This window comes from Nocardia yamanashiensis NBRC 100130, from assembly GCF_001613325.1.
GTDB classification, from domain to species: Bacteria; Actinomycetota; Actinomycetes; order Mycobacteriales; family Mycobacteriaceae; genus Nocardia; species Nocardia yamanashiensis.
Genome location: NZ_BDCD01000011.1, coordinates 405,617 through 431,562, shown reverse-complemented (window position 1 = coordinate 431,562; position 25,946 = coordinate 405,617). Strand labels below are relative to the sequence as shown.

At 67.4% G+C, this 25,946-nt stretch carries 28 protein-coding genes and 1 pseudogene; 6 read left to right on the top strand and 23 right to left on the bottom strand.

All coding sequences use genetic code 11. The features are described 5' to 3' along the window. Window positions 1-38: 38 nt before the first annotated feature. The 3 genes from NY1_RS12640 (at window position 39) to NY1_RS12630 (ending at window position 1,788) form a co-directional block, all read left to right on the top strand. Complete coding sequence (locus NY1_RS12640; protein ID WP_067711365.1) at window positions 39-920, top strand: NmrA/HSCARG family protein; 882 nt, start codon at window positions 39-41, stop codon at window positions 918-920. A gap of 10 nt (window positions 921-930) precedes the next feature. Further along, window positions 931-1,458: a cupin domain-containing protein gene (locus tag NY1_RS12635; protein ID WP_067711363.1), complete on the top strand. Its 528-nt coding sequence runs from the start codon at window positions 931-933 to the stop codon at window positions 1,456-1,458. An 87-nt stretch (window positions 1,459-1,545) separates the two neighbouring features. After that, a complete protein-coding gene (locus NY1_RS12630; protein WP_067711361.1) occupies window positions 1,546-1,788 on the top strand; it encodes a hypothetical protein in 243 nt (80 codons plus the stop codon). Between the two features lie 72 nt (window positions 1,789-1,860). Here the strand turns inward: NY1_RS12630 and tsf are convergent, their stop codons facing one another. Next, window positions 1,861-2,688 (bottom strand): translation elongation factor Ts, encoded by an 828-nt coding sequence (tsf, locus tag NY1_RS12625; RefSeq protein ID WP_067711359.1) that lies wholly within the window; start codon window positions 2,686-2,688, stop codon window positions 1,861-1,863. Between the two features lie 108 nt (window positions 2,689-2,796). Then, window positions 2,797-3,651, bottom strand: coding sequence for a 30S ribosomal protein S2 (gene rpsB, locus NY1_RS12620; protein WP_067711357.1), 855 nt, complete (start codon window positions 3,649-3,651; stop codon window positions 2,797-2,799). A 373-nt stretch (window positions 3,652-4,024) separates the two neighbouring features. Between rpsB and NY1_RS12615 the strand changes: the two are divergent. Both NY1_RS12615 and NY1_RS12610 read left to right on the top strand, forming a co-directional pair. Further along, window positions 4,025-4,504: pseudogene (locus tag NY1_RS12615) on the top strand (M23 family metallopeptidase); the annotation flags it as partial. Between the two features lie 67 nt (window positions 4,505-4,571). Further along, complete coding sequence (locus NY1_RS12610) at window positions 4,572-5,090, top strand: DUF1990 domain-containing protein (RefSeq protein ID WP_067711355.1); 519 nt, start codon at window positions 4,572-4,574, stop codon at window positions 5,088-5,090. 10 nt (window positions 5,091-5,100) lie between these two features. Here NY1_RS12610 and NY1_RS12605 read toward each other — a convergent pair whose 3' ends face one another. The 14 genes from NY1_RS12605 to NY1_RS12540 form a co-directional block, all read right to left on the bottom strand. Then, window positions 5,101-5,475, bottom strand: coding sequence for a GatB/YqeY domain-containing protein (locus tag NY1_RS12605; RefSeq protein WP_067711598.1), 375 nt, complete (start codon window positions 5,473-5,475; stop codon window positions 5,101-5,103). Window positions 5,476-5,577: 102 nt separating this feature from the next. Further along, a complete protein-coding gene (locus tag NY1_RS12600; RefSeq protein WP_067711353.1) occupies window positions 5,578-6,357 on the bottom strand; it encodes a siderophore-interacting protein in 780 nt (259 codons plus the stop codon). A gap of 442 nt (window positions 6,358-6,799) precedes the next feature. Continuing rightward, the gene (locus tag NY1_RS12595; RefSeq protein ID WP_067711351.1) at window positions 6,800-7,585 is read right to left on the bottom strand and encodes an N-formylglutamate amidohydrolase; all 786 of its coding nucleotides are present in this window, start codon (window positions 7,583-7,585) and stop codon (window positions 6,800-6,802) included. Then, window positions 7,578-8,501, bottom strand: coding sequence for a tyrosine recombinase XerC (locus NY1_RS12590; protein WP_067711349.1), 924 nt, complete (start codon window positions 8,499-8,501; stop codon window positions 7,578-7,580). Before NY1_RS12590 ends, NY1_RS12595 begins: the two co-directional genes overlap by 8 nt. Window positions 8,502-9,237: 736 nt before the next feature. After that, entirely contained in the window at window positions 9,238-10,440 is a 1,203-nt protein-coding gene (gene dprA / locus NY1_RS12585) for a DNA-processing protein DprA (RefSeq protein ID WP_067711346.1), read from the bottom strand. A gap of 229 nt (window positions 10,441-10,669) precedes the next feature. Beyond that, window positions 10,670-11,035 carry a hypothetical protein gene (locus tag NY1_RS12580; RefSeq protein WP_067711344.1) on the bottom strand — a complete coding sequence of 122 codons (366 nt, stop codon included), beginning with the start codon at window positions 11,033-11,035 and terminating at the stop codon, window positions 10,670-10,672. Next, the gene (locus tag NY1_RS12575) at window positions 11,032-12,540 is read right to left on the bottom strand and encodes a YifB family Mg chelatase-like AAA ATPase (protein ID WP_067711342.1); all 1,509 of its coding nucleotides are present in this window, start codon (window positions 12,538-12,540) and stop codon (window positions 11,032-11,034) included. Before NY1_RS12575 ends, NY1_RS12580 begins: the two co-directional genes overlap by 4 nt. A 2-nt stretch (window positions 12,541-12,542) precedes the next feature. Beyond that, the gene (locus tag NY1_RS12570) at window positions 12,543-12,902 is read right to left on the bottom strand and encodes a YraN family protein (protein ID WP_067711595.1); all 360 of its coding nucleotides are present in this window, start codon (window positions 12,900-12,902) and stop codon (window positions 12,543-12,545) included. A gap of 87 nt (window positions 12,903-12,989) precedes the next feature. Further along, complete coding sequence (locus NY1_RS12565) at window positions 12,990-13,295, bottom strand: DUF2469 domain-containing protein (RefSeq protein WP_011210678.1); 306 nt, start codon at window positions 13,293-13,295, stop codon at window positions 12,990-12,992. Window positions 13,296-13,341: 46 nt separating this feature from the next. After that, window positions 13,342-14,073 carry a ribonuclease HII gene (locus NY1_RS12560; protein WP_084534908.1) on the bottom strand — a complete coding sequence of 244 codons (732 nt, stop codon included), beginning with the start codon at window positions 14,071-14,073 and terminating at the stop codon, window positions 13,342-13,344. A 31-nt stretch (window positions 14,074-14,104) separates the two neighbouring features. Further along, entirely contained in the window at window positions 14,105-14,887 is a 783-nt protein-coding gene (gene lepB / locus NY1_RS12555; protein WP_408639323.1) for a signal peptidase I, read from the bottom strand. Between the two features lie 75 nt (window positions 14,888-14,962). Further along, window positions 14,963-15,304, bottom strand: coding sequence for a 50S ribosomal protein L19 (gene rplS / locus NY1_RS12550; RefSeq protein WP_067699026.1), 342 nt, complete (start codon window positions 15,302-15,304; stop codon window positions 14,963-14,965). Between the two features lie 216 nt (window positions 15,305-15,520). Continuing rightward, on the bottom strand, window positions 15,521-17,188 hold the full coding sequence (locus NY1_RS12545; protein WP_067711340.1) for an alpha-keto acid decarboxylase family protein: 1,668 nt from the start codon (window positions 17,186-17,188) through the stop codon (window positions 15,521-15,523). Next, complete coding sequence (locus NY1_RS12540; RefSeq protein ID WP_067711338.1) at window positions 17,185-18,078, bottom strand: hypothetical protein; 894 nt, start codon at window positions 18,076-18,078, stop codon at window positions 17,185-17,187. The genes NY1_RS12545 and NY1_RS12540 overlap by 4 nt, the downstream gene beginning before the upstream one ends. A 367-nt stretch (window positions 18,079-18,445) precedes the next feature. Between NY1_RS12540 and NY1_RS12535 the strand changes: the two genes are divergently transcribed. Continuing rightward, the gene (locus NY1_RS12535) at window positions 18,446-19,771 is read left to right on the top strand and encodes a methyltransferase (protein WP_233434302.1); all 1,326 of its coding nucleotides are present in this window, start codon (window positions 18,446-18,448) and stop codon (window positions 19,769-19,771) included. Window positions 19,772-20,158: 387 nt separating this feature from the next. Here the strand turns inward: NY1_RS12535 and NY1_RS12530 are convergent, their stop codons facing one another. The 7 genes from NY1_RS12530 to NY1_RS12500 form a co-directional block, all read right to left on the bottom strand. Further along, window positions 20,159-22,576 (bottom strand): Tex family protein, encoded by a 2,418-nt coding sequence (locus NY1_RS12530; protein ID WP_067711336.1) that lies wholly within the window; start codon window positions 22,574-22,576, stop codon window positions 20,159-20,161. Between the two features lie 55 nt (window positions 22,577-22,631). Continuing rightward, entirely contained in the window at window positions 22,632-22,958 is a 327-nt protein-coding gene (locus tag NY1_RS12525; protein WP_067711334.1) for a hypothetical protein, read from the bottom strand. A gap of 73 nt (window positions 22,959-23,031) precedes the next feature. Beyond that, window positions 23,032-23,715, bottom strand: coding sequence for a tRNA (guanosine(37)-N1)-methyltransferase TrmD (trmD, locus tag NY1_RS12520; RefSeq protein WP_067711332.1), 684 nt, complete (start codon window positions 23,713-23,715; stop codon window positions 23,032-23,034). 5 nt (window positions 23,716-23,720) lie between these two features. Next, a complete protein-coding gene (rimM, locus tag NY1_RS12515; RefSeq protein ID WP_067711330.1) occupies window positions 23,721-24,257 on the bottom strand; it encodes a ribosome maturation factor RimM in 537 nt (178 codons plus the stop codon). Beyond that, entirely contained in the window at window positions 24,258-24,500 is a 243-nt protein-coding gene (locus NY1_RS12510) for an RNA-binding protein (protein ID WP_067574801.1), read from the bottom strand. Beyond that, a complete protein-coding gene (gene rpsP / locus NY1_RS12505) occupies window positions 24,500-24,937 on the bottom strand; it encodes a 30S ribosomal protein S16 (protein ID WP_067711328.1) in 438 nt (145 codons plus the stop codon). The genes NY1_RS12510 and rpsP overlap by 1 nt, the downstream gene beginning before the upstream one ends. 410 nt (window positions 24,938-25,347) lie before the next feature. Beyond that, on the bottom strand, window positions 25,348-25,902 hold the full coding sequence (locus NY1_RS12500; RefSeq protein ID WP_067711326.1) for a dihydrofolate reductase family protein: 555 nt from the start codon (window positions 25,900-25,902) through the stop codon (window positions 25,348-25,350). Window positions 25,903-25,946: the final 44 nt, after the last annotated feature.

Below are 25,946 nucleotides of genomic sequence, written 5' to 3'. Positions count from 1 at the left end.
TACCGTGATCAGCAGATCGGAAACGGCGGGAGCAGGGCATGACGAACGACAAGGGACCGATACTGGTCATCGGGGCGACCGGACGGCAAGGCGGGGCGGCGGCGCGAGCGCTGCTCGAAAAAGGCTGGACGGTACGGGCATTCGTGCGGAATCCGGATTCGGATGCGGCCCGAGCGCTGGCGGCGGCGGGCGCGGAGCTGTTCCGGGGCGATCTCGACGACGAGGATTCGCTGCGGGCGGCCATCGACGGGGCTTACGGCATCTTCCTGATGCTGACCATGATGCGCGGGCACAACATCAGCCTGGAGGCGGTCGCGGACGAGGAGCGGCACGGGAAGCTGGTCGCGGAGCTGGCGGCCAAGGCCGGGATCACGCATTTCGTGTACAGCTCGCTCAATGGGGTCGATTCCGGTTCGGGGATCGAGTATTACGACGCGAAGCGGCACATCGAGGAGCACATCCGGGCGCTCGGACTGCCCGCGACCATGCTGCGGCCGGTGTCGTTCATGGACAATTTCGCGACCTTCAGCAAGCCGGTGCGGGACGGGGACGAGCTGGTGCTGTCGCTGGCGGTCGCGCCCGATACGCCCATGCCGCTCATCGCCATCGGCGATATCGGGCGGTACGCGGCGCTGGCGTTCGAGCGGCCGGAGGAGTACATCGGCCGGGCCGTCGGGCTTGCCGGTGATGTGCTGACGCCCCGGCAGATCGCCGAGACCTTCGGGCGCGCGGCCGGATTGCCCGCCCGGGTGGTGCAGGTGCCGATCGCCGCGATCAGCGCCTTCGACCCGCAGGTGGGAAAGATGTTCGCCTACTTCAACGAACATCCCGAATCGATCGACGTGGCTCCGTTGCGCGCAGCCCTCCCCGAACTGCGGACTCTCGAAGCGTGGATCGCCGCCACCGACTGGAAACTCTGAGGAGCTCACCATGACCGATGGATTGCTGGCCAGTAACGGCCTACTGCTGCCACCCGGCGCGGGCGACAAAGTACAGCCCACCATGACCCTCAAGGTCGGCGCGGAAAGCTCCGACGCCTGGTCCGCCTTCGAGGCCGAGGTCCCACCGGGTTTCGACGTCGGCGCGCACTGGCACGGCCACGCCGAAGAGATCTTCTATGTGGTCGAGGGCGAACTCGAACTACTGGCCTTCCACCCCGCCGCCGAAGCGGTCGGCGACTGGACTACCTGGGAAGCGGAGGACGGCACCACCGTATTCCGCGGCGGCCCAGGCGCTTTCATGTACGTGCCGGCCGGTTGCCCGCACGCGTTCTACAACCCCGGCAGCAGCATGGCCAAGATGTTGTTCATGGTCACGCCGTCCGGCCACGAGAAGTATCTGGCCGAGCTGAGCGAACTGCTGATCTCGGGCGAGGCAACCCCGGACCTGATCGGTGAGCTGCGCTTGAAACACGACATTCATCAGCTGACGGCCCTGCAGAATCGACCGGTCGGCTGACCATGCCCGCCAAGGTGTTTCGGTGCCCCTGATTTCCGGGGCACCGAAACACTATGAAATGACAATGTTTTAGATACGGTTCTGGGCATGAACCACCCACCTCGCGCCCTCCGGCTCGGCGTCGCCGCTGTTGCGATCAGCGCCGCGCTGGTCGCCACCGCCGGTCCGGCAGCAGCGGACAGCACCCCTCCCTCGACCGGCAGCAGCTCGCTGAGCGCCCAGATCGCATGGAACGCGGCGTACCCCTTCATGCAGATCCTCGCGAAGATCTTCGACATCGGTTGCGCGGTCGGATCGAACGCGTGCGTCGGCACCCCATCCCCCGGCTAGCCCGAACGACGAAAAGGCCCTCCGGGCATCGGAAGACGATGCGCGGAGGGCCTTTTCGGGCTTGTCAGGCGATTACGCCTGGCCGACCTCGAAGCGAGCGAAGCGGGTGATGGTCACGCCGGCCTCGTCCAGAAGCGCCTTGACGGTCTTCTTGGAATCGGTGACGGACGCCTGCTCCAGCAGGACGACGTCCTTGTAGAAGCCGTTGACGCGACCCTCGGTGATCTTCGCCAGGGCGGCTTCGGGCTTGCCCTCTTCGCGGGCGGTCGCCTCGGCGATGGAGCGCTCCTTCTCGACCAGGTCGGCCGGAACCTCATCGCGGGTGACGTACTTGGCCTTGAGCGCGGCGACCTGCATGGCGGCGGCGCGGGCGACCTCGGCGGCGGCATCGCCTTCACCGGTGAACTCGACCAGGACGCCGACGGCGGGCGGCAGGTCGGTGGCGCGCTTGTGCAGGTAGACGGTGGTGTTGCCGTCGAAGGCGGCGACGCGGCGCAGCTCGAGCTTCTCGCCGATCTTGGCGGCCAGCTCCTGCAGGGCGGCGTCGGCGGTCTTGCCGTTGTCCAGCTCGACGGCCTTCAGGGCGTCCAGGTCGGCCGGGCGAGCCTTGGCGGCAGCCGCGACGATGGCGTTGGCCAGGTCCTGGAACTCCGCGTTCTTGGCGACGAAGTCGGTCTCGGAGTTGATCTCCACCAGGACGCCGTCCTGCGCGGCGACCAGGCCCTCGGCGGTGGCGCGCTCGGCACGCTTGCCAACGTCCTTGGCGCCCTTGATGCGCAGGAACTCGACGGCCTTGTCGAAGTCGCCGCCGTTCTCCTCGAGCGCCTTCTTGCAGTCCATCATGCCGGAGCCGGTGAGCTCGCGGAGCCGCTTCACATCGGCGGCGGTGTAGTTCGCCATCTCGGGCGAGCCTCCCTTTGTGAGTGAAAGTCTGTGGGGGTCACACCTTGCCGACCGCTACCTAACGGAATCGGTCGGCAAGGTGAACAGATGCCTGGTGGGCGTGGATCAGAAGTCGGCCGGGGTCTTGCCCGCCGGCTCTTCCTTCAGCTCCGCCTCGGCAGCGGTCTCGACGGTCTCGGCGGCGGGGGCGGCCTGAGCCAGCAGCTCCTGCTCCCACTCGGCGAGCGGCTCGCCGGCGCCGGCCTCGGGCTTCGAATCGCCACCGGCGCGCGAGGCACGAGCCTGCACACCCTCGGCGACCGCGGAAGCCACGACCTTGGTCAGCAGCGCGGCGGAACGGATCGCGTCGTCGTTACCCGGGATCGGGTAGTCGACCAGGTCGGGATCGCAGTTGGTGTCCAGGATCGCGATGACCGGGATGTTCAGCTTGCGAGCCTCACCGACGGCGATGTGCTCCTTGTTGGTGTCGACCACCCAGATGGCCGAAGGCACCTTGGCCATGTCCCGGATGCCGCCGAGGGTGCGCTCCAGCTTGGTCTTCTCACGCGTCAGCATGAGGATTTCCTTCTTGGTGCGACCTTCGAAGCCACCGGTCTGCTCCATGGCCTCGAGCTCCTTCAGGCGCTGCAGGCGCTTGTGGACGGTCGAGAAGTTGGTGAGCATGCCGCCCAGCCAGCGCTGGTTCACGTAGGGCATCCCGACGCGAGTCGCCTCGGCCGCGATCGACTCCTGGGCCTGCTTCTTGGTGCCGACGAAGAGGACGGTGCCGCCGTGGGCAACGGTCTCCTTGACGAACTCGTAGGCCTTGTCGATGTAGGTCAGCGTCTGCTGCAGGTCGATGATGTAGATGCCGTTGCGGTCGGTGAAGATGAACCGCTTCATCTTCGGGTTCCACCGACGGGTCTGGTGACCGAAGTGCGCGCCGCTGTCGAGCAGCTGCTTCATAGTTACGACAGCCATGGCTCCCGTTACTCCTTTGTTGCTGGTTGACACAGGAATCGGCGATCCCTGCCCTGGCGCCCACAGCCACCGGAACCCTCCGAAAGATTTCAGGGGACCAGCCGACGGCCTTCGATGTAGGCGCGCGAAGTCGGTCTGCACGCAACGCAAACCGCTGGACCAGTCTACGCAGGGGTTACCGGGAGGAGAAATCGCCCCCTCGAGCAGGCGGATTCGGCGGGCTCGAGTGCTGGTCGGCAGGTTGCGGCGGGGGCGCATCGGGGGCGGTGGAAGCGCTGCCTGCCAATTTTCACAGGCGTGCGTGTTATCCACACTCGCCGATCACGGGGTTCCGGGCGGGTGGGCTTGCGCGGAGGCTGAGGGCATGCGCCTGATGTGGATCGTGTTCGGGTGGTTGCCGATCGTGCTGGTCGCCGCGCCGGTGTGCGTGGCGGCGCCCGGTGAGCGGTTCGAGTGGCCGCTACGGCCGCGGCCGGCGGTGGTGCGGGCGTTCGACAAACCCGCGCAGAACTGGCTGCCCGGGCATCGGGGAGTGGATCTGTCCGGGAGTACGGGCGATCCGGTACTCGCGGCGGGTGACGGGACCGTGGTGTTCGCGGGGACCGTGGCGGGCAAACCGGTGGTCTCCGTCGATCACGCGGGTGGGCTGCGCACCACGTACGAGCCGGTCACCGCCTCGGTCACGGTGGGGCGCAGGGTGATTCACGGCGAGGCGATCGGGGTGCTGGCGGGCGGGCACGAAGGATGCCCGGTCGCGGCCTGCCTGCATTGGGGCTTGCGGCGCGACGGCGACTATCTCGATCCGCTCGGCCTGCTGCGGGCGATCCCGATTCGGTTGAAACCGCTCGCGGCGACCGGCGAGACGCGACTCACGGCTGATTGCCCTGTCGAGACTCCGGACGCGGGTTCAGGATGGGGTCATGACGCAGGAGTCAGCGGCGGTGCCGTTCAGCTATCCGGAGGTCGGTGCGACGGCGGGTGAGTTCCCGGCCGGATACGACCATTTCCGGTTGCGACGGCGGATCGGTTCGGGGCGGGCATTGTTCGAGAGCGCGGGCGAGCAGATCCTGGCGTATCGAATGCAGCGGGGTACGAACGTCTTTCACGACGCGAGCACGCCGACCGCGGAACCTGGCACCGAGATGACGATCCGGCTGGGGCCGGGGCCCATCGGCATCACCGCGCGGTGCCGGGTCGTGTACGTGGTGAACGAGCCCGATCGACGCGGATTCGCCTACGGCACCTTGCCGCAGCATCCCGAGATCGGCGAGGAGTTGTTCGCCGTCGAGTTCGATCCGGCCGATGAATCGGTTTACGGCGTGGTGGCGGCGTTTTCGCGACCGGGAACCTGGTACGTGCAATTGGGTGCGCCGGTGGTGCGGCTCATTCAGCGCTGGTTCGCCGGCCGCTACATCGCCACCCTCGTACCCCAGCACTGAACCTGGATTATCAGGAGTCGAGTTGCGCAGTGAGGGCAGCCGCCTCGGCCCGCAGGGATGCGGCGCGCTCGGCCCCTCCGCTCAGCCCGTCGTATTCGCTTGCAGCGGTGAGACGGTCGGCGATTTCGGCCCGGACGATGGCTTCGATATCGGCTTCGGTGAGAATGCGGCGCTCGCGTTCCGCTGCGCCGAGGCCGACCGCACTGGATTCGATCGCGCCCGCCTGTACATCCGATCCGTCGACCGCTTCCGCATTGTCGATCGCGGCCAGGGCCGAGCGGAGTGCGGCTGTCGCCGTTCGATCGCGGGCCTTCATGGCCACGGGCACGGCCGTACGCAGGCGGTCACGCAGGGACGGGGTCTCGGTGGATCGGTCGACGGTCATGAAATGGACGCTACGGACCGAATCCACTCGCGTCGAGCATATTCCGGGCTACCCGCCGATGCGGTGGCCGCGAAACCACCACATCGACTGGGACGCAAGGTTTCAGACGCCCGCGGTGGCGGCCTTCTCCTGCTCCGCCAGTTCGGATTTCCAGCGGCGGAAACCCTCCTCGGTGCGGCCGCGCCGCCAGTACCCGGAGATCGAGGACGCCCATTCGGCGGTGATCCCGCGCTGCTTGCGGATGTAGGGGCGCAGCTCGTGCATGACCGCCTGCGCCTCACCGTGGATGAACACCTGGACCTGGCCCTCGCGCCACGGTGCGGCCTTGACCGCCGCGGCGAGACGTTCGCCGGGTTCGGCGTCGCCACGGTGAACCCAGATGCGCTCCACGCCTTCGGGATAGGGGAAGAACAGTTCGTCGGCGGGACCGCCGACCTCCAGGAAGACCGAGCCGACGGCCTCGGCGGGCAGGGCGGCGCAGGCGGCGGCGATGGCGGGCAGGGCGCTCTCGTCACCGGCGAGCAGATGCCAGTCGGCGTCCGCGCGCGGGGCGTAAGCGCCGCCGGGGCCCATCAATTCGATGCTGTCGCCGGGTTCCGCGGCGGCCGCCCACGGTCCGGCTACGCCCTCGTCACCGTGGTAGACGAAGTCGATGACGATCTCCTGTGCGGCGGCGTCGACCTCGCGCACGGTGTAGGTCCGGACGGTTTCGCCGTCGGCGCCCGGGAAGACGAGTTTGACGTAGGCGTCGGTGAAGGCGTTCGGCTGGAAGGCCGCGAACCCGGGGCCGCCCAGGCGCACGCGGATCAGGTGATCGGTGAGCCGGACGGTGTTCTGCACTACGAGGGTCGTACGTGGGCGAGCCACAACCAGTACCTCCATGAATTAGGATTACCTAAGTAACCGTAGCACGATCTCCGATAGCTCGTCGATACGTTCGCGATATGGCGGAGGTATACCCGGTCCGGCCGGACTCGGTTGAAACCGCGCAACTCGTCCGAGCGCTGCGCTGCGGCCGAGGTCCGGGAACCCATCGCGAGTTCTGGCGTATGCGCCGCGGCGAGCGGCGATCGTCGACTTGTCAGATCAACGGCATCGCGCCCGGAATGATTCCGCACTCTCACCAGTGCGAAGCAGCGCCGGCCGTTACCTGCGAGGGTCTTGCGAACATGAGCTGGCACCACTTACAAGGACAGTCGATACCACTGACAAGGGCAGTCGGCAGTCGGCAGTCGGCAGTAGTGACAATTCGAGGCCGGTCAGCCGATTGATCGCGAGGCTGTCAGCTGGATCGAAATCCGTACGGCGCGGCGGCGGGCAGCGATCAGGCGAGTTCGTCCGCGAAGGCGGCGAGCGCCCTACTGACTTCGGAAAATCCGGAGGTGGGCGGGCCGCCGGGCTCCGTCATGTAGACATCGCGGCGGATCTCGATCATGAGGGCGGTGACGCGGGGGTCGGTGACGTAATAGTCCAGGGGCACATAGGTTCCCGCGAACGGCGCGTCGGTGGCGGTCTCGCCGATCACTCCGAGACAGGCGCGAGCCCGGTCCAGCAGGGCGGGTGGGGTGTGGAAGTCGTCGGTACCCAGGCAGATCGGCGGGCGGGGGCCGTCCGCGTGCAGTTCGTACGGGAGCGACCGGGAGGGATAGGAGTGCACGTCGAGGATGACGGCGCTGCCAGTGGCGGCCAAGCGGTCGGCGACCAGATCGGTCATGGCTCGGGCGTACGGGTGGAAGTAGGTGTCGAGCAAGGGGTTCGGGTCGAACTCGACAGCACGGAGTGGGGTGCGGTGGGTGGTCCGGGTGTAGACGGCGCCCATGCCGACGGTGAGCATTTCCTCGCGGTCGTCGGGGAAACGTTCGGGATCCACGACCAGGCGGGAGCGGCGGTTCACGAACTGCCAGGGTCGGATTCGCATGCGGTCGGCAGTCGCGGCGGCCAGGTGTTCGGTGTGGGCGTCGGTGATGTGGTCGAGTTCGAGTTCCAGGGCGGCGTCGTCGAGCAGGATGCCGGAGCGGACCTCGGGCGGGATGACGCGTGACGAGTGGGGTACGTGCAGGATGATCGGCGAATCGGGGTGGCCCGGAACGCGTTCGAAGGAATCAGGCACGGGGGTGCGCCTGGTCGTGGACCTTCTTCAGGCGTTCGATGGAGACGTGGGTGTAGAGCTGGGTGGTGGCCAGGCTGGTGTGGCCGAGGATCTCCTGGACCACGCGCAGGTCGGCTCCACCTTCGAGTAGATGGGTGGCAGCGGTGTGGCGGAAACCGTGCGGGCCCATATCGGGTGCGCCGGGGATGGCGGAAACCACCTCGTGCACCACCGTTCTGGCCTGCCGCTGATCGATGCGTTTGCCGCGTCGCCCGAGCAGCAGCGCCCGCCCCGATTCGGGGGTGGCGAACGATGATCGCCCGTGCTGCAACCATAGTTCCAGAGCCCGATCGGCCGGCGCCCCGAACGGCACCGAACGCTCCTTGTTCCCCTTACCCAGCACCCGCACCAACCGGCGCTCCCGATCCACATCCTCGATATCCAAACCACACAGCTCACTCACGCGAATCCCGGTGGCGTACAGCATCTCCACGATCAGCCGATCCCGCAACGCCATCGGATCATGCTGCGCCGCACCCGATTCCGCCGCCGCCATGGCCGCCTTCGCCTGCTCCTTCCCGAGCACCGCGGGCAGCACCCGATGCGCGCGCGGCGACCCCAGCCGCGGCCCCGGATCCACCTTCAACCGCCCCGTATGCGCCAGCCACCCCGTGAAAGTCCGCGCCGACGACGACCGCCGCGCCATGGTCGTCCGCGCCGCCCCACCGGCCGCCTGCTCCGCCAGCCACGACCTCAGCAACGCCAAATCCAGCTCCCCCACCCCCGAATCCGCCGACCGCGCCAGCAAATGCTCCAGCAACGACCGCGCATCCCCCACATACGCCCGCTCCGTATGCACCGACCGATTCCGCCCCAACCGCAAATGCCGCCCGTACTCCACCAGCAACGCTTCCAAATCCTCCGGCAATCCACCCATCCCCCCACGCTGACCCCGATCCGCCCCCACCGCAAGCGCCCTCGCCGAAAACCAGCCCGCCGAGTGGCACACCAACGTCGCCAACACGCGCAAAACTCCACGCTGGTGTGCCTCTACCCGGCTACTCCCTGAGTCGGCCACGTGAGCTCGACCAGCGACCGTGCTCGACCAGCGGCCACGCTCGACCGGTGGGCCACGCTCGACCAGCGACCACTCGCGACGAGCGGCCACAGTTGGCCACCGGCTCGTGGGAGTGGGGCGGGGGCGGAGGTGGCGATCGTGAGTGGCTGAAAACTCCTCTGCGGCTGAACGGCTCGACCGGCCATGGTCGGCCAGCGGCCACGCGCGACCAGCGACCATGCTCGACCGGCGGCCGCGCTCGACCAGCGACCACTCGCGACCAGCGTCCACAGCTGACCAGCGGCCATGGTCAGCCGACCACGCTCGACCAGAGGCGACAGTTGGCCAGGGGCCGGTGGCGGTGGGGCGGCGGTGTGAGTGGCGATCAACGGTGGCGATCGTGAGTAGCTGAAAACTCCTCTGCAGCTGAGCGACTCGACCAGCGGCCATGGTCGGCCAGCGGCCACGCTCGACCAACGAGCATGGTCGACCAGAAACCATGCTCGACCCGCAACCATGCCCGACCAATGACCGTGCTCGACCAACGACCATGCTCGACCAGCCACCATGCCCGCCAGCGGCCACAGTTGGCCGGCGGCTGGGCGGGGGGCGGCGGTCAACGGTGGCGGTCGTGGGTGGCTGAAACCTCCTCCGTGGCTGAGCGGTTCGACGGGGCGAGGCGGTACCACCCGTCGCCGTCGCAACCGACGAGGCCGGCCAGCTCGAGTGCGGACAGGGTGGCTCGGACGGCGGGTAGCGAGAGGCCGGTGGTGGTGACGAGAGCGCGCGGCGAGCACGAACCCGCCGCGGGCAGGGCCGCGTACAGCAGGGCTTCGTCGTCGGCGAGGTTATCCTCGGGATTCGCGGGGACCGTGCCCGGGAGCGACAGGCGCAAGGGTCCCGCTTCGTCGAGCACCTGTTCGGCGCTGGTCACGATGAATGCCTCACCGTCCCGGATCATCCGATGGCATCCGGCCGAGGCCGCCGAGGTGATCGGCCCGGGCACCGCCATGGCCGGACGTCCGAGCCGCCGCGACCATTTGACGGTGTTGCGGGCCCCGCTCCGCATTCCGGCCTCGACCACCACGACCCCATCGGCCAGAGCGGCTATCAGCCGATTCCGGGCCAGGAAGTGATGCTTCCGCGCCGTCGTCCCCGGCGGATACTCGCTCACCACAAGCCCGGTATCCGCGATCTCGGCCAGCAACCGGTCATGCTGCACCGGATAGGGCCGGTCCGCACCGCAGGCGAGCACCGCGACAGTCGTCCCACCGACGGCAAGCGCAGCCCTGTGCGCCATTCCGTCAATTCCGAACGCCGCCCCGGAAACCACCGTCCATCCGCGCGCCGCCAATTCCCCCGCGATCTCCCCCGTCGCGTGATTCCCGTACCCGGTGCTGCATCGCGACCCCACCACCGCAACCGCCTGCTCGGTGCACTCCGCTAGCGACCGAGACCCCCGCACCCACAGCACCAACGGCGCGGCCCCGGCCTCGTCCCGCTCCGGATCGAGCTGCCGCAACCCGAGCATCCGCCAAGCAGGCCACTCCGCATCCTCCGGTGTCACCACCCGCCCCCCGAACCGTTCGATAGTGGCCAAATCCCGCTCCGCCACATCGATTCCGCGCCGCAACTCAGTAGGCCCCCGCAACGCCTCCGGCAGCGCACACTCCCGAACCGCCCGCGCCGCCTCCACCACCCCCACCGACTCGATCAACGACGACAACGCCGCACACGGCCCCTGCACCACCCGCGACAAATACACCCACGCCAAACGCCTTTCATCGGACCCGAATTCGTCCGCAACCCCGACCGACATCTGACCGCACGCGAAGTCCTTCCCCGCCTCGACAGACGCCTGACCGCCCGCGAATTCCCCCCTCGCGCTGATACGAGACTCATCGCCGACGCGTTCTTCTCGCGCGGCTACAGGTGCCTCGGTGCCCGGGGCTTCGTTCCGGACACCGATGGTGGCTGGAACGGCTGGAAGTTTCTCTGGTTCAGAGTGTTCCGGGGTGTGGTTACTCGTCCCGAACTCGTTCGGCTCGCTATTCATGTCGGCCGCCGTTCGAGAGGGCTCGCCTGCCGATGCAGTGATTTCGATAGCGGCCGTTGCGAATCCAGCCGTATTTCAGAGCATTCGGCGGTTCCGGAGTGTCCTCGGGGCGCGGGACGAGTGGCAGCAGGTGGTGTGGAATGTCGTTGTTGCTCGGCTTGCCGCCGGGGGCGAGGCAGGCACAGCATTCGCCGCTCTCGGCGCAGCCGCCGTCTTCGCCGCAGGGGCACGGTTTTCCGTCTTCGTCGTAGCCACCGCAGCCGTAGGGTTCGCAGTGGGTTTCGGGCGACGTGTGGAAGGCATCGGCGGGGTTGGAGGCGGTGCTGTGGTCGAGGGCGTTGGGGTGCTGGCGGGTCATGACACTCCTCGCTGACGGAAGTTGATGGCTTGCAGGACGTCTTGAGCTGTGGGGAGGTCGCCGCCGCGGAGGTCGCAGACCGTCCAGGCGACTCGGATTGCGCGGTCCGCGCCGCGGGCGGACATGCGGCCGTGGCGGAGGGCGTGTTCGACGGGGGCCAAGGCTTCCCGGGGGAGGCGGAAGCGTTGGCGGAGGACGTGGCCGGGGACTTCGGCATTGGTGACGAGTTGTAGTGCGGCCCAGCGTTTCGCGGCTGCTTCGCGCGCGGCGGTCACCCGGGTTCGGACGGCTTCGCTGGATTCGACTTCGTCGCCGCTGAAGGCCCCGGCCGCTTGGGCGTGCATCTGGACTGCGAGGTCGATGCGGTCCATCAGCGGACCGGACAACTTTCCGAGATAGCGGCGCCTGGCCAAAGGCGCACAGATACAGTCGATGTCGCGTGCGGGCGCGCAGGGGCAAGGATTCGCGGCGAGAACGAGCTGGAACCTGGCCGGGTAGCGCGCCACTCCATCGCGGCGGGCTATGCGTACCTCGCCTTCCTCGAGTGGAGTTCGCAGGGCTTCAAGGACTTTGGTCGATATCTCCGCGCATTCATCGAGGAACAGGACACCGCGGTGAGCACAGCTGGCGGCGCCGGGGCGGGCCGAGCCGGAGCCACCGCCGATCATGGCGGCCACCGAGGACGAGTGATGCGGAGCAACGAAAGGCGGCGCGGTGATGAGGGGATGATCGTCGGAGAGGGTGCCGGCTACCGAATGGATCGCGGTGACCTCCAGGGATTCTCGTTCCCGCAACGGTGGGAGGAGGCTCGGGAGACGCTGGGCCAGCATGGTTTTACCGATGCCGGGCGGGCCGGTGAGGAGCAGATGGTGACCGCCCGCCGCCGCCACTTCGAGGGCCCAGCGAGCCTGGTCCTGGCCGACCACTTCACTCAGATCGCCGATGGACGGGAGAGCGGGGACCTCCATGGGTTCGGGTGGCTGCAACTCGGCGCCGCCGCGCAGCCAGTCGACCAATTCGCCGAGGGTGGATGCGCCGAGAACACGCACACCGTCGACCAGACCGGCTTCGGTCAAAGCGGCGGTGGGGACCACGACGGTGCCGCGACCAGCGGTGCGGGCAGCGAGAACAGCGGGCAGGATGCCGCGCACCCGGCGCACCCGGCCGTCCAGGGCGAGCTCACCGAGCAGGACCGTATCGGCCAGCCGCTTGCCCGGAATCACCCCCGCCGCATCCAATACCGCTGCGGCCAAAGCAAGGTCGTAGACACTGCCGACCTTGGGCAACGTGGCCGGCGACAACGCCAGGATGACCCGGCCGTCCGGCCACTTCTCACCGGTGTTCGTCACCGCCGCCCGCACCCGGTCGCGCGACTCCTGCAAGGTGGTGTCCGGCCGCCCGACCAGATGCACCGACGGCAAGCCCTGGCCGATATCGGCTTCGATCTCCACCAGCTGGCCGTCCACACCATTGACCGCCACCGAGAACGCCCTGCCCAGCGGCATGCTCAGAACACCCCCTCGAGGTGTTTGATCTCGGGTTCACCGACCGGCCGCAGCAGCACCGACACCACGTCGAACCGGACCCGCAGCCACGGCCCCTGCTGCTCGTGCAGCCACACCACGGCCAGTCGGCGGATGCGCTGCTGTTTGAGGAAGGTGACCGCTTCGGCGGGCTGGCCGAAGCCCAGTCCGCTGCGCGTCTTCACCTCCACGAACACGGTCAGCCCGTCCGGCGCCCGTGCGATCAGGTCGAGTTCCCCGTACCGGCAGCGCCAGTTGCGGGCCACGATCTCCATCCCGGCGTCGCGCAGATACGCGGCCGCCAGGTCCTCCCCGTGCGCTCCGAGCGCGAGATTGTGTGCCATGAAAGCCAGCATGGCCGGGCCCGCGAACGGACCCGGCCATGCCGACCTGGGAAAACAGAAAACCTGTGGATACCGGAAAGCTGTGGATTACTCCGGAAGCCGCAGGTCAGGCTTCTCCAGTTCTTCGATATTCACGTCCTTGAAGGTGATGACGCGAACGTGCTTCACGAAGCGCGCCGGCCGGTACATGTCCCAAACCCATGCATCGGACATACGCACCTCGAAATACACCTCGCCATCGGCGTTCTGCGGTCGCAGTTCGACGGAATTGGCGAGGTAGAAGCGGCGCTCGGTCTCCACCACGTACGAGAACTGGCCGACGATGTCCTTGTACTCGCGGTACAGGGATAGCTCCATCTCGGTTTCGTATTTCTCGAGGTCCTCGGCGCTCATCGGGTGGAACGTCCTCCTTATCGCCACACTGGGTGTAGTAGAGACATCATCCCGCATGCACCGACGCGGTAGCCACTCGGCCGGTCTCCCGGACGTTTCGCCAGGACCGACGGTGCTCGGGGGTGATGCCCAGCCGCTGTATGGCCTCGGTGTGCTCTGGGGTGTTGTAGCCCTTGTGGGCGGCGAATCCGTACCCGGGGTACTGCCGGTCCAGATCCACCATCATCCGGTCGCGGGTGACTTTCGCCAGCACGCTCGCCGCGGCGATGCACGCGGCGGCCGCGTCACCCCCGATGACCGGCAGCGATGGCACCGGAACCCCCGGCACCCGGAAGCCGTCGGTGAGGACGTAGCCGGGTACCGGATCCAGGCTCGCGACGGCCCGCCGCATGCCCTCGATATTGGCCACGTGGATGCCGATGGCGTCGATCTCCCAGGCCGGGACGACGATCACCGACCAGGCCAGGGCCAGCCGTTTGATGACCGGGAACAGTTCTTCGCGGGTCGATTCGGTGAGCTTCTTGGAATCGTCGAGACCGGCCAGCGAGGTGTACGCCTTGGGCGCCAGCAAACAGGCGGCGACCACCAGCGGCCCGGCCGACGGACCGCGACCGGCCTCGTCCACGCCCGCCACCGGCCCCAGGCCGCTGCGGATCAGCGCGGCCTCGAGCGTCCGTAGCCCGCTCGCGCGCCGCATGACGACGCGCGGAGGCCAGTCACCGCGCTGAATCGGCTCGATCTTCTTGCCGCCCCGCTGTTTCGGGGTGCTCTTCGCCATCTTCCCCACCGGTCGATTATCCCGTAGGAACTCAGTTCGTCTGCGGGTCCTGAGACCGCACCGGACCGATCCGCCCCGGCGGCCAGATCTTGAAGACGGCCTTGCCGCGGACATCGTCCACCGGAACCGTGCCCTGCAGTTCGTCTTTCATGTGGTAGCGGGAGTCGGCCGATTCGGCGCGATTGTCACCCATCACCCACAGATTGCCGTCCGGCACCGTGACCGGCCCGAACGCGCGCCCGCCCGCATTGAACGGCACATCCGGCCGCGCGGGATCGAACGGATTGTTGTGCACCACGTACGGCTCGTCGAGTGGCTTGCCGTCCACCAGGATTCGGCCCTGGGCGTCACAGCATTCGACCTTCTGCCCGCCGGTGGCGATGACGCGCTTGACGAGGTCGTTCTCGTCCGGCGGCACCAGGCCGAAGAAGGACAGGCCGTTCTGCAGGCCGCGCACCAGGGTGTTCGAGGAACGGATCGACTTGTAGTGCTTGTTCCAGTCGTCGGTCGGGCCGACGAACACCACCACGTCGCCGGGCTTCGGATCACCGAAGTAGTAACTCAGCTTCTGCACGTAGATGCGGTCGCCGGTGCAGCCCGCACAGCCGTGCAGGGTCGGTTCCATCGATTGCGAGGGAATCACGTACGGCCGGCCGATGAATGTCACCAGCAGCGCCACGATGATCGCCGCGAAACCGACCAGCATGGGCAGTTCCTGCCAGAACGGACGCTGCTTCTTCTTCGGCTTGGGGGCCGGTGCACGTCCGTCGTCGTCGGATCCCGACACCGCCACCGCCTCGCTCTCGTCTGCCACCGGAACAGAGTAGCCCGGCACCGCGAACAATCATGCGGTGCCGGGCTACTCGGCGATCCTGGATGCTGGGCTAGCTCAGCGCTTTTCCTTGATCTTGGCGGCCTTGCCGCGCAGATCGCGCAGGTAGTACAGCTTGGCGCGACGCACGTCACCACGGGTCACGACCTCGATCTTGTCGAGGTTGGGGCTGTGCACCGGGAAGGTGCGCTCCACGCCGACACCGAACGACACCTTGCGCACGGTGAAGGTCTCGCGGATGCCGCCGTTCTGGCGACGGATGACGACGCCCTTGAAGACCTGGACGCGCTCCTTGTTGCCTTCGATAACCTTCACGTGAACGTTCACGGTGTCACCCGGGCGGAAGTCCGGGACGTCGCTGCGCAGCGACTTTTCATCGACGAAGTCGAGGGTGTTCATTTCCGTCCTTATGTGTTTTCGCGCGAACAGAGGAACCTGGCGGCTGGCCGTGAGGCGCTCGACCGGTTCGTGCTCCGGATATTGGGCGGTGCCCGGGCATGGTTCACCCAGGGCAACCCGAGTATTGTGCCATAGCCCGACTCTCGGGACTCTCAGGGGGTTCCACCCCCCGAACCCCCGGGGCAGCTTGCGGCGGCGCTGCCACCGAACCCCTGGCTACGACCGGGTGTTCGCGCGGGTCAGGGCAGCGGCTATATCGGAGACCAGGGGCGGGTAGTCGGTTTTGCCGGTCACCACTTGGAGGAAGACCAGGCGGTTCTGCTCGGCGGTGGCGGCCTTCAGGCAGTCTTGCAGTTCGCCCACGGTCGTCGCGCGCAGGGTCAGGACGGTTTTGTCGTCGCCGCCGAAAGCATGCGGGAGGAAGATCCAGCGCCAGGGGGCGATGTCGTTGTACTGCGCTTCCGGTCCGTGGATCGCCCGCTCGATGGCGTAGCCGCTGTTGTCGACCAGGATGATGACGCCGGTCAGCCGCCGCTGAATCCAGGTGCCGAGTTCTTGAATGGTGAGCTGGGCCGCGCCGTCGCCGATGACCAGCACCGTGCGGCGGTCCGGGCAGGCCAGGCCCGCGCCGAGCGCGGCGGGCAGGGCGTAACCGATGGAACCCCACAGCGGCTGGCCCAGGAAGGTGATGCCGGCGGGCATGCGCAGGGTGGCCAGGCCGAAGAAAGCTGAACCCTGGTCGGCGACAACGAGATTGTTGCTGCCGAGGGCGGCGGCGACCGCGGGCCAGAGCGCGGCCTGGCTGAGCGGGGTGTCCGGCGGCGTGGTCAGGGGACGCGCTTCGGCATCCTCGTGCACGACCTGTGCGGGGTCGGCGAACTCGCCCGCGAGGGCGGTGAGGATTTCCAGCGCGGCGGTGAGCGAGAGCGGCGCGAAGGCGTCGACGCCGCCGATGACCGTGCGTTCGGGACCGATGTCGATGGTCCGCCGCGCATCGATGCGATGGCTGAATCCGGCCGTGATGCTGTCCGTGTACTGCACACCGACCGTCACCAGCCGCTCGGAATCCTCGACGGCGGCGCGCACGCTCTCCGGTGAAGCCGCGCCGGTGTAGACGCCGACGAAGTTCGGGGCCGATTCGTCCACGACCGTCTTACCCCAGGCCAGCGTGGCGTGCGGGAGGGCACGGGCGGCGATGAGGGCGCGCAGTTCGTCGGTCGCGCCGACCCGGTTCACGAAGACGTCGGCGAGCACCGCCACCTGCCGCCCGGCCAGGAATTCCCGCGCGGCCTGCGCGAAGGCCACGCGAGCCCCTGCGCTGCTGAAGTCGGCGGGCGGGGCCAGCGGAGCGGCGGGTGGGTCGACTTCCAGGCGCGCGGTGTCGGTGGCGAGCATGAGATAGCCCGGACGCCGATGCACCCGAACCGAATTCAGCACGCGGTCGATCTCCTGGCAGGCGTCGGCCGCGCCGAGATCAGCCTGCGCGCAGGTGACCTCGGCGGCGATCCGGCGGAAGTGATGGAAATCGCCGTCGCCGAGCGTGTGATGAATGACGCGATGATTGGCCTGGATGTCTTTCGCCGGGACGCCGACGATGTGCACCACCGGCACATGCTCGGCGTAACTCCCGGCGATGGCGTTCACCGCACTGAGTTCGCCGACGCCGTAGGTGGTGACGACCGCGCCGATGCCGCGCAAGCGCGCATAGCCGTCGGCCGCGTAGCCGGCGTTCAATTCGTTCGCGCTGCCGACCCATTCGATATTCGGGTGCGCGACGATATGGTCGAGGAATTGCAGATTGAAATCGCCTGGCACCCCGAATATTTCGGTGACGCCGAGTTCGTGGAGCCGATCGAGCAGATAATCGCCGACGACATAGCTCATGGACCTACCTTGTCACTCCGGCCATGAGTCAGCAACCGATCAGCTACAGATCCGGGTGTCGGGAGTGGCGCGGGCGGGGCGGGCACCACGGTGCGCACCAATTCCTCTTCGGCGGCGCGGCGGACATGCACCACGTCCGGCTTTCCAGCGAGCAGGTCCTGGACGAAGATCTTGGCCCGGATCACCGGGCGGCGGTAGCGGCGTTCGCGCACGATCGCCCGGCGCATGAGCCCGCGCCGGGTGCCGTAGCGCCAGCGTGCCCAGGGTGCGCCGGGGCGGGACAGGCGCAGCGCGCCGACCACCAGCAGCGGCAGGAAGAACATGCCGAACAGGCCGGTCCAGATCTTCCCCTTGGCGATGACGATCGCCGCCAGCACCAGGTTCACGAAGGCGAAGATCACCACGACCGCGCGTTCGTAGGCGTTCGGGTCACTGCGGAAGTCGTTGATATCCAACAGCCAGAGCGGATGGAAACCGAGCAGCAAAAGCCCGGTTACGGCGATGGCGACGAATACCGCGTCCACCGAAGTCCGGCCCTGCTCCTCCCAATACACGTCGCGCAGGTAGTAGATGAGCGCGAATTCGTCGAGCACGAGAGCCGCGCCCAGACCGAACGACGCGGCCAGTGCGCTGATCACACCCACGCTGCTCTGATACAGGGTGATCAGGCCGACGCCGGAACTGAGCACCAGGATCACGCCGAACACCATGTGGTGAATGTGCACGTCCCCGGCGCGGAGATTGCCGGGCCACCAGCGCACCTGTTTGCGAATGAGCCGCACGCTGATTCGGATCAGCAGGAATCCGACGATGAACCCCAGGAGCAGGCACGCCAGCGGCAAGCGACCGTTCTCGATGATCGCGTCGTGCCACCACCGGCGAAGTTCCATGCGCTTGCCATCTCCCGATCAGCTCCGCGATCAACCGTCCCCGCCACGCTACCGGCGTGCGGCCAACACCGGTTGAACCCGCACCCAGCGCCATTGTGCGCCCGGGTGTCGGAGCCGTGACATTGCGGTACGGACCGGACGGCCGCTACCGTCGGTCACGTGACAACACCGGCGCACGCAGCAGTCGTTCTCTGACAACAGGACTGACGTAGTTCCGGCCGCTCCCCCCGCGGCCGTATCCGAACCGCAGTCCTGTCGTGCCCGGCATCGGCCGGTAATGCCGCGATTCCGGCAGAATTTCGCGCGCTGTCACCGCGCACCCATGGCCGATCCGCACGTTCCCGGACCTTCGAGGAACGAGCTTCCCTTGAACAACCCCGACATGATCCGGTGGATCGAGAACGGGCGGCAGCGTCATGCACGCTGGCGTTCGGAGAACGGTTCGCCGCCGCCCGCCCGCATCGTGGTCGTGGACGATCGGCTCAGCGCGGACGCGGCGCTGCGCCTCGCGCAAAACGGCACCGCGATGCTGTGGCGCGGCGATTTCCACCAGGCGATCCAATTACTGAACGCCTTACGCGCCAGACTGGACCGGAATGCCGACGATCGGCGTCACGCGCGCGGTCCGGTCCTCCCCGGCGACGCGACAGATCGTCATGCCGCACAGCACATTCAACCGAACGACACCCGTGATTCCGGCCCGCAGCCACCGACGTACCTGCGCGGCGGAGTGACTTTCGCCGCCGACTCCGAGGCGCGAACGGCAACGCCCGCAGAGGCGGACGATGTCGGCTCAGTGGCGGCCAGTTCCAGCGCGGCGATGGCGCTCGCCTATCGGAAGTATCGGAACGCGCGGACCCGGCGGGCGCTCATCCTCGGAATGTTGCTGGTGGAACTCGATCCTGGCCATCGGCTCGTCCTACGACGCGCGCCCGATTTCTCGGCGGCGTGCCACCAGGCATACGGCCCGGGTATGGAATCGGCGCTGGTATCGCTTTCCGAACTACGGGGTGTGGCAAGTGCTTCCGAATGGCGGCGGCGGGGCGTGTACGTCCCGGCGCTGGATGCGCGGATCCATCCGCACTACGGAGTCTTCGCTCCCGGACGGGGCGAATACGTGGATCTGGTCGCGCGCGCCCCGCTGCCGTCGCGGGAGCTGGCGTTCGATATCGGAACCGGCACCGGGGTTCTCGCGGCGGTGCTGGCGCGGCGGGGTGTCCGGTCGATCGTGGCGACCGATACGAGTACGCGGGCGCTGGGATGTGCTCGCGACAATCTGGATCGGCTCGGATACGGCGAACAGGTCGAGCTGATGCGCACCGACCTCTACCCGCCGGGGCGCGCATCGCTCGTGGTCTGCAATCCGCCCTGGATACCGGGAAAGCCGCGCACGCCCTTGGATTTCGCGATCTACGACCCGGGCAGTCGGATGCTGCGCGCCTTCCTCGATCGGCTCGGCAAGCATCTCACCGTTGATGGCGAAGGCTGGCTGATCCTCTCCGATCTGGCCGAACGTATCGGCTTGCGAACTCGCCGAGAATTGTTGTCGGCCTTCGATACTGCTGGGCTTCGGGTTGTCGATCGGCTCGATACCCGGCCGCGGCATGCTCGGGCTCAGGACGTGGACGATCCGTTGTTCGCCGCTCGTAGTGGTGAGATCACTTCGCTGTGGAGGCTTTCGAGAGTCACCTAGCCGGGGCCGTAGAGCGGCAACTGGATAGTGGGGTTGCTTCGCCTGCCGTTCCCGGCTGTGGTCCCCCTGATGGGAGCCGTCACGTCGCCTTCCGGCGTCGTTCCGGCCGTTGTCGCCTTTTCGGACTTCGATTCGGGCTTTCGGTGGCGAGATGCCTTGGGTTGGAACAGACCCGGGGGTCAGTGGCACATCAGTGCGGGGGTTCCTCGGTGTGTCGCCGCGGTCATGTGCCGTTGATCTTGGAAGGGGATGACCTTGGTACTTGGGCGTGGGGAAATGGGACGAAATCCACGGTGAGGTACCAAGGTCAAGTTGGGGGTGGGGGATAGCGGGACGGGCGGGCTTCAGGGGTACCTGAGCCCGCCCGTTGGCGAATCGCGGTGTGAGTTACTTGCCGAAGCCGGCGCGGCGGAGGGCGTCCGCCATGGAACCGCTGGGGGCCGACTGGTTTCGGCGGTCCTGCTGGCGATTGCCCTGGCCGCCTTGGCCGCCCTGGCGTCCGCCGCCCTGGGCGCGCTGCTGGCCGCCGCCCTGGCCCTGGCGAGGCGCGCCGCCGCGCTGCTGGCCGCCGCGTGAACCGCCCTGACCGCGTTCGGGTTTGGCGCTTCCGGGCTCGTCGTCGAGGCGGAGGGACAGGCCGATCCGCTGGCGCTGGACGTCCACCTCGAGAACCTTCACCTTCACCACGTCGCCGGATTTCACGACTTCGCGCGGATCCTTCACGAAGTTGTGCGACATCGCCGAGACGTGGACGAGGCCGTCCTGGTGGACGCCGATGTCGACGAAGGCGCCGAAGGCGGCGACGTTCGTGACTACGCCTTCGAGGACCATGCCGGGCTGCAGGTCGGCGACCTTCTCGATGCCGGCGGCGAATTCGGCGGTCTTGAATTCGGGGCGCGGGTCACGGCCGGGCTTCTCGAGCTCGGAGATGATATCCGTCACCGTCGGGACGCCGAACTTCTCGTCGGTGAAATCGGCCGGCTTCAGGGCGCGGAGGGCGGTCGTATTTCCGATCAGCTCGGCGACGCCGCGGCCGGAGGCGTCGAGGATCCGGCGGACGACCGGGTAGGCCTCGGGGTGCACGGCCGAGCTGTCCAGGGGATCGTCGCCCTCGCGGATCCGGAGGAAGCCGGCGCACTGCTCGAAAGCCTTCGGGCCCAGACGGGGTACGTCCTTCAGGCCGGTGCGGCTGCGGAAGGGGCCGTTCGCGTCGCGATGCGCGACGATGCTCTCCGCGATCGAGTTCGAGACGCCGGAGACCCGGGACAGTAGCGGTACCGAAGCGGTGTTCACGTCCACGCCGACCGCGTTCACGGCGTCTTCGACGACCGCGCCGAGCGAGCGGGCGAGCAGGGTTTCGGAGATGTCGTGCTGGTACTGGCCGACGCCGATGGACTTCGGGTCGATCTTCACCAGTTCCGCCAGGGGATCCTGGAGACGGCGGGCGATGGAGACCGCGCCGCGGAGGGAGACGTCCATATCCGGGAGTTCGGCGGAGGCGTAGGCCGAGGCGGAGTACACCGACGCGCCCGCTTCCGAGACCACGATCTTCGTCGGCTTCTTGTCCGGAATGCGGGAGATCAGTTCGGCGGCAAGGGCGTCGGTCTCGCGAGAAGCGGTGCCGTTACCGATGGCGATGAGCTCGACATTGAACCGCGCCACGAGCGCACCGAGCACGGCCAGGGACTTCTCGGTCTGCCCCTGCGGCTTGTGCGGGTAGATCACCTCGGTGGCGACGGCCTTACCGGTGGAATCGACGACTGCGACCTTCACGCCGGTGCGGTAGCCGGGGTCCAGGCCCATCGTCGTGCGGGTGCCGGCGGGCGCGGCGAGCAGCAGGTCGCGCAGGTTCGCGGCGAACACGTCCACGGCATCGCGTTCGGCGGACTGGCGCAGCCGCATGCGGGTGTCGATGCCGAGGCTGACCTGGAGCTTCGTGCGCCAGGCCCAGCGGACGGTATCGAGCAGCCAGGTGTCGGCGGGGCGGCCCTGGGCGGCGATGCCGAACTTGTGCGCGATACGGCCCTCGTAGACGGTCCGCTCGCCCTCCTCCGGCTCCTCGGTGTCGGCTTCGAGGTGCAGGGTCAGCACCTCTTCCTTCTCGCCGCGCAGCAGCGCGAGAATGCGATGGGACGGCAGCTTCGTGAACGGCTCGGAGAACTCGAAGTAGTCGGCGAACTTCGCGCCCGCCTCTTCCTTGCCCGCGCGCACCGTGGAGGTGATCTGCCCGCGATTCCACATCAGCTCGCGCAGTTCACCGACGAGATCGGCATCCTCGGCGAACCGCTCGACCAGGATCGCCCGGGCGCCGTCCAGCTGTTCGGCGTCGTACTGCGCCGGATCGGTGTTCGGGTCGCCGAGCAGTGCGTCGGCCACCGGCTCGTGCCCGGCCTCGCGCGCGATCTGCGCCTTCGTGCGCCGCTTCGGCTTGTACGGCAGGTAGATGTCTTCCAGGCGGGCTTTCGTGTCGGCGAGCATGATCTGCGCGTGCAGTTCGGGATCCAGCTTGCCCTGGCCGCGAATCGATTCGATGATCGATGCCCGCCGCTCGTCCATCTCCCGCAGATAGTGCAGGCGCTCGTCGAGGGTGCGTAGCTGAGCGTCGTCGAGGCCGCCGGTCACTTCCTTGCGGTAGCGGGCGATGAACGGCACGGTCGAACCGGCGTCCAGGAGTTCGACGGCGGCACGCACCTGGTTCTCCCCCACCCCCAGTTCGTCGGCGATACGCCGGCCGACGCTGGCGAGGCGGACGGTGCTTTCGGCACCGGTGGTTTCTGCGCTGACGGTTTCGGAGGCTGTCGTCACGCCCGCAGACACTACCGGCGTGCCCCGACGGCTCGACACATAGGCGCACCGCGCATTACGAGGCGAGGTGTTGCGGGCAGTAGGCGAGGATGTCGATCTCGGTGGCGGTCATGCCGTTCACGCCCACATTTGTGCCCGGATTGCGGCGATCGAACGCGATCAGGGATGCCTTGCGCGCCGGGCCATTACGGTCGATATCGGCGCAGGTCTTATGGCCGAGGGAGACCGAATAGGACTTGAACTGGTCGCTCTGGTGCAGGTCGTCCATGAGCAGGAAGCGAAGTTCGTCCTGCGGTGTGAACGCTTGCGCGACAGCCTCACCGGAACCGACGATCGCGACACTTACGGCGAATGCGACAAAGAACTTCCGAAACACTTCCACGCCTGCCTTTCCTCGTCCGAATCGAACTCGAGCAGACCGCGGGTGCGGCTGAGCGAGAACGATAGCGGGAGGATTACTCGGGGGGAAGTAGTTCGGGGCGGCGTTCTCTCGTGCGCTGAATGGACTGCTCACGGCGCCAAGCGTCGATCTTGGCGTGATTGCCCGAAAGAAGCACTTCGGGGACTTCCAGGCCGCGCCAGGACACCGGGCGGGTGTAGGAGGGGCCCTCCAGGAGACCGTCGGAGAACGAATCCTGTTCGTGCGATTGCTGATTGCCCAGGACGCCGGGTATCAAGCGCACCACGGCCTCGGTCATGACGAGCACCGCCGCCTCGCCGCCGATCAGCACGTAGTCGCCGATGCTGACCTCCTCGACGCGCACGCGGCGGGCGGCATCGTCGAACACGCGCTGATCGATGCCCTCGTAGCGACCGCACGCGAAGACGAGATGCTTTTCTGCGGACCATCTTTCGGCGGTGCGCTGGGTGAAGGGCACACCCGCCGGAGTGGGCACGACCAGGAGCGCGTCATCGGGCAGCACCTCGTCCAGGGCATCGCCCCAGACGACGGGTTTCATGACCATGCCCGGACCGCCGCCGTAGGGCGAATCGTCCACGGCCTTGTGCACGTCGTGCGTCCAGCGGCGCAGATCGTGCACCCCGACTTCGAGAATCCCCTTGTCGATGGCCTTGCCCAGCAAGGCCGTTCGCATCGGCTCCAGGTATTCGGGGAAAATGGTGACGACGTCGATCCGCATCGCGCTCACTCCGGGTCCAGCAGACCTTCGGGCGGATCGATGACGATCAGTCCGTCGGCGACCGACACCGTGGGCACGATCGCATTCACGAAGGGCACCAGGATCTCCCGGCCGGCGGGCGGGAACGCCTCGGACGCCTTGATCGAGAGCAGTTCTCCCGCAGCGGAATGCAGGACTTCCCGCACCGTGCCGACGACCGTGCCGTCACCGAGCTGGACGGTCAGGCCCTCGAGCTCGTGATCGTAGTATTCGTCGGGATCCTCCGAGGGCGGCAGATCCTTCGTGTCGACGAGAAAGAGCAAGCCGCGCAACGCATCCGCGGCGGTCCGGTCCCCGATGCCGTCCAGACGCAGCAGGAGCCGGCCCGAGTGCTCCCGGGCCGACTCCACTACGTACTGCTGCGTCTGCTTCGCCTTCGGCAGCCGCCCCGTAAGGCTGCTGCCGGGCGCGAAACGCAGTTCCGGCTCGTCGGTGCGGACTTCTACGACGAGTTCGCCACGCACCCCGTGCGATTTGGCGACCCGCCCGACGACCAGTTCCATCTACTGATCCGTGTCGACCACGTCGACGCGAATGCCCTTACCGCCGATCCCGGCGACCAGGGTGCGCAGTGCGGTCGCGGTACGACCGCCGCGCCCGATCACCTTGCCCAGATCGTCCGGGTGCACGTGCACCTCGACGGTCCGGCCACGACGGCTGGTGATCAGCTCGACGTGGACGTCGTCGGGATTGGCGACGATGCCGCGCACCAGGTGCTCGACGGCATCGGCAACCACGGCGGTCATTACTCGGCGGCTTCGGTGGTGGCCTCGGCCTCGGCGGCCTCGTCCTTCTTGGCGGCCTTCTTCTTCGGGGTGACGGCCTCGGCAACGGGCTCGTTGTCGGCGGCGGCCAGCGCGGCGTTGAAGAGGTCCAGCTTGGACGGCTTCGGAGCCTTGACCTTCAGGGTGCCCTCGGCGCCCGGCAGACCCTTGAACTTCTGCCAGTCACCGGTGATCTCCAGCAGACGCTGCACCGGCTCGGTCGGCTGGGCGCCGACGGACAGCCAGTACTGGGCGCGCTCCGAGTCGATCTCGATGAGGGAGGGCTCTTCCTTCGGGTGGTACTTGCCGATGGACTCGATCGCGCGGCCGTCACGACGGGTACGGGCGTCGGCGACGACGACGCGGTACTGCGGGTTGCGGATCTTGCCCATGCGGGTCAGCTTGATACGAACAGCCATGAGACTGCTTCCTTTCGAAGGTTGGTCACGTCGCAATTCAGCGACCCACACCAGGTGGGCCCGGTTTTGCGTCAAGTGCTGTGACCGCCGCGCGGTACGTAACCGGAGACGGGCTGACACTGTCCTCGACGAGGACGGTCGTTCATTTTGCCAGACGGGTGCCCGGGGCCGGAAATCGGCCCATGACATGGAACGGCCCACCGGATGTGTGGACCATATCCGGTGGGCCGGGTCAGCCGTGGCTCAGTGCCCGCTGCCGGAAGTCAGGAACTTCACGATCAGCCCGGCCAGCACGGACACGAGCAACGTCTCGACGGAACCCACAACGGTCTCCTCATCAGGTCAACGAAAACAAACATGTGAAGCATGACCGATTCACTCAGTTCGCGCGGTGAAATCGCCAGACCGGTCTAGTCGATGCGATAGCGCAGCAGCACCACGCCCGAACGGAACGCCTTGGCCTCGACCTGACGCAGCGGCGGGACCTTGCTGCCCTCCTCGAACAGGCGCGCGCCGGAGCCGAGCACGACCGGGTAGACGAACAGGCGATATTCGTCGACCAGACCGGCGGCGATGAGCTCGTGGACCAGCTGGATGCTGCCCGTGGTCACGATGTCCCGCCCCGGCAGCTGCTTCAGCGCGGCCACCTCGTCCAGGTTCCGCAGCACCTGCGAGTTCTCCCACGCCGGATCGTCCATGGTGCGCGACACCGCGTACTTCTTCATCCGATTCAATTCCGCGGTGATACCGGTCCGGTCGTCGGTCTGCACAGGCCAATAGCCGCGCATCTGCTCGAAGGTGACGCGGCCGTACAGCACGGCGTCGCAGCGCTCGGTGTGCTCGAGCAATTCCGCCAGCACATCCGAATAGTCGGCGTCGTCGCCGTCACCGACGACGAACCAGCCCGCGCTCGCGTCGACCACGCCGTCGAGGGTGATGTTCTGGGTGACTACGAGGTCTCGCATGGTCGCCCCTTTCAGAAGAGATTTCGGCCTCTCCTGAAGGGACT

What these genes read in the sequence shown, in the direction of transcription:
- NY1_RS12640 (WP_067711365.1), top strand. Translation starts at nt 39, where the DNA reads ATGACGAACGACAAGGGACCGATACTGGTCATCGGGGCGACCGGACGG.
- NY1_RS12635 (WP_067711363.1), top strand. Translation starts at nt 931, where the DNA reads ATGACCGATGGATTGCTGGCCAGTAACGGCCTACTGCTGCCACCCGGC.
- NY1_RS12630 (WP_067711361.1), top strand. Translation starts at nt 1,546, where the DNA reads ATGAACCACCCACCTCGCGCCCTCCGGCTCGGCGTCGCCGCTGTTGCG.
- tsf (WP_067711359.1), bottom strand. Translation starts at nt 2,688, where the DNA reads ATGGCGAACTACACCGCCGCCGATGTGAAGCGGCTCCGCGAGCTCACC.
- rpsB (WP_067711357.1), bottom strand. Translation starts at nt 3,651, where the DNA reads ATGGCTGTCGTAACTATGAAGCAGCTGCTCGACAGCGGCGCGCACTTC.
- NY1_RS12610 (WP_067711355.1), top strand. Translation starts at nt 4,572, where the DNA reads ATGACGCAGGAGTCAGCGGCGGTGCCGTTCAGCTATCCGGAGGTCGGT.
- NY1_RS12605 (WP_067711598.1), bottom strand. Translation starts at nt 5,475, where the DNA reads ATGACCGTCGACCGATCCACCGAGACCCCGTCCCTGCGTGACCGCCTG.
- NY1_RS12600 (WP_067711353.1), bottom strand. Translation starts at nt 6,357, where the DNA reads ATGGAGGTACTGGTTGTGGCTCGCCCACGTACGACCCTCGTAGTGCAG.
- NY1_RS12590 (WP_067711349.1), bottom strand. Translation starts at nt 8,501, where the DNA reads ATGGGTGGATTGCCGGAGGATTTGGAAGCGTTGCTGGTGGAGTACGGG.
- dprA (WP_067711346.1), bottom strand. Translation starts at nt 10,440, where the DNA reads ATGTCGGTCGGGGTTGCGGACGAATTCGGGTCCGATGAAAGGCGTTTG.
- NY1_RS12580 (WP_067711344.1), bottom strand. Translation starts at nt 11,035, where the DNA reads ATGACCCGCCAGCACCCCAACGCCCTCGACCACAGCACCGCCTCCAAC.
- NY1_RS12575 (WP_067711342.1), bottom strand. Translation starts at nt 12,540, where the DNA reads ATGCCGCTGGGCAGGGCGTTCTCGGTGGCGGTCAATGGTGTGGACGGC.
- NY1_RS12570 (WP_067711595.1), bottom strand. Translation starts at nt 12,902, where the DNA reads ATGGCACACAATCTCGCGCTCGGAGCGCACGGGGAGGACCTGGCGGCC.
- NY1_RS12565 (WP_011210678.1), bottom strand. Translation starts at nt 13,295, where the DNA reads ATGAGCGCCGAGGACCTCGAGAAATACGAAACCGAGATGGAGCTATCC.
- NY1_RS12560 (WP_084534908.1), bottom strand. Translation starts at nt 14,073, where the DNA reads ATGGCGAAGAGCACCCCGAAACAGCGGGGCGGCAAGAAGATCGAGCCG.
- rplS (WP_067699026.1), bottom strand. Translation starts at nt 15,304, where the DNA reads ATGAACACCCTCGACTTCGTCGATGAAAAGTCGCTGCGCAGCGACGTC.
- NY1_RS12545 (WP_067711340.1), bottom strand. Translation starts at nt 17,188, where the DNA reads ATGAGCTATGTCGTCGGCGATTATCTGCTCGATCGGCTCCACGAACTC.
- NY1_RS12540 (WP_067711338.1), bottom strand. Translation starts at nt 18,078, where the DNA reads ATGGAACTTCGCCGGTGGTGGCACGACGCGATCATCGAGAACGGTCGC.
- trmD (WP_067711332.1), bottom strand. Translation starts at nt 23,715, where the DNA reads ATGCGGATCGACGTCGTCACCATTTTCCCCGAATACCTGGAGCCGATG.
- rimM (WP_067711330.1), bottom strand. Translation starts at nt 24,257, where the DNA reads ATGGAACTGGTCGTCGGGCGGGTCGCCAAATCGCACGGGGTGCGTGGC.
- NY1_RS12510 (WP_067574801.1), bottom strand. Translation starts at nt 24,500, where the DNA reads ATGACCGCCGTGGTTGCCGATGCCGTCGAGCACCTGGTGCGCGGCATC.
- rpsP (WP_067711328.1), bottom strand. Translation starts at nt 24,937, where the DNA reads ATGGCTGTTCGTATCAAGCTGACCCGCATGGGCAAGATCCGCAACCCG.
- NY1_RS12500 (WP_067711326.1), bottom strand. Translation starts at nt 25,902, where the DNA reads ATGCGAGACCTCGTAGTCACCCAGAACATCACCCTCGACGGCGTGGTC.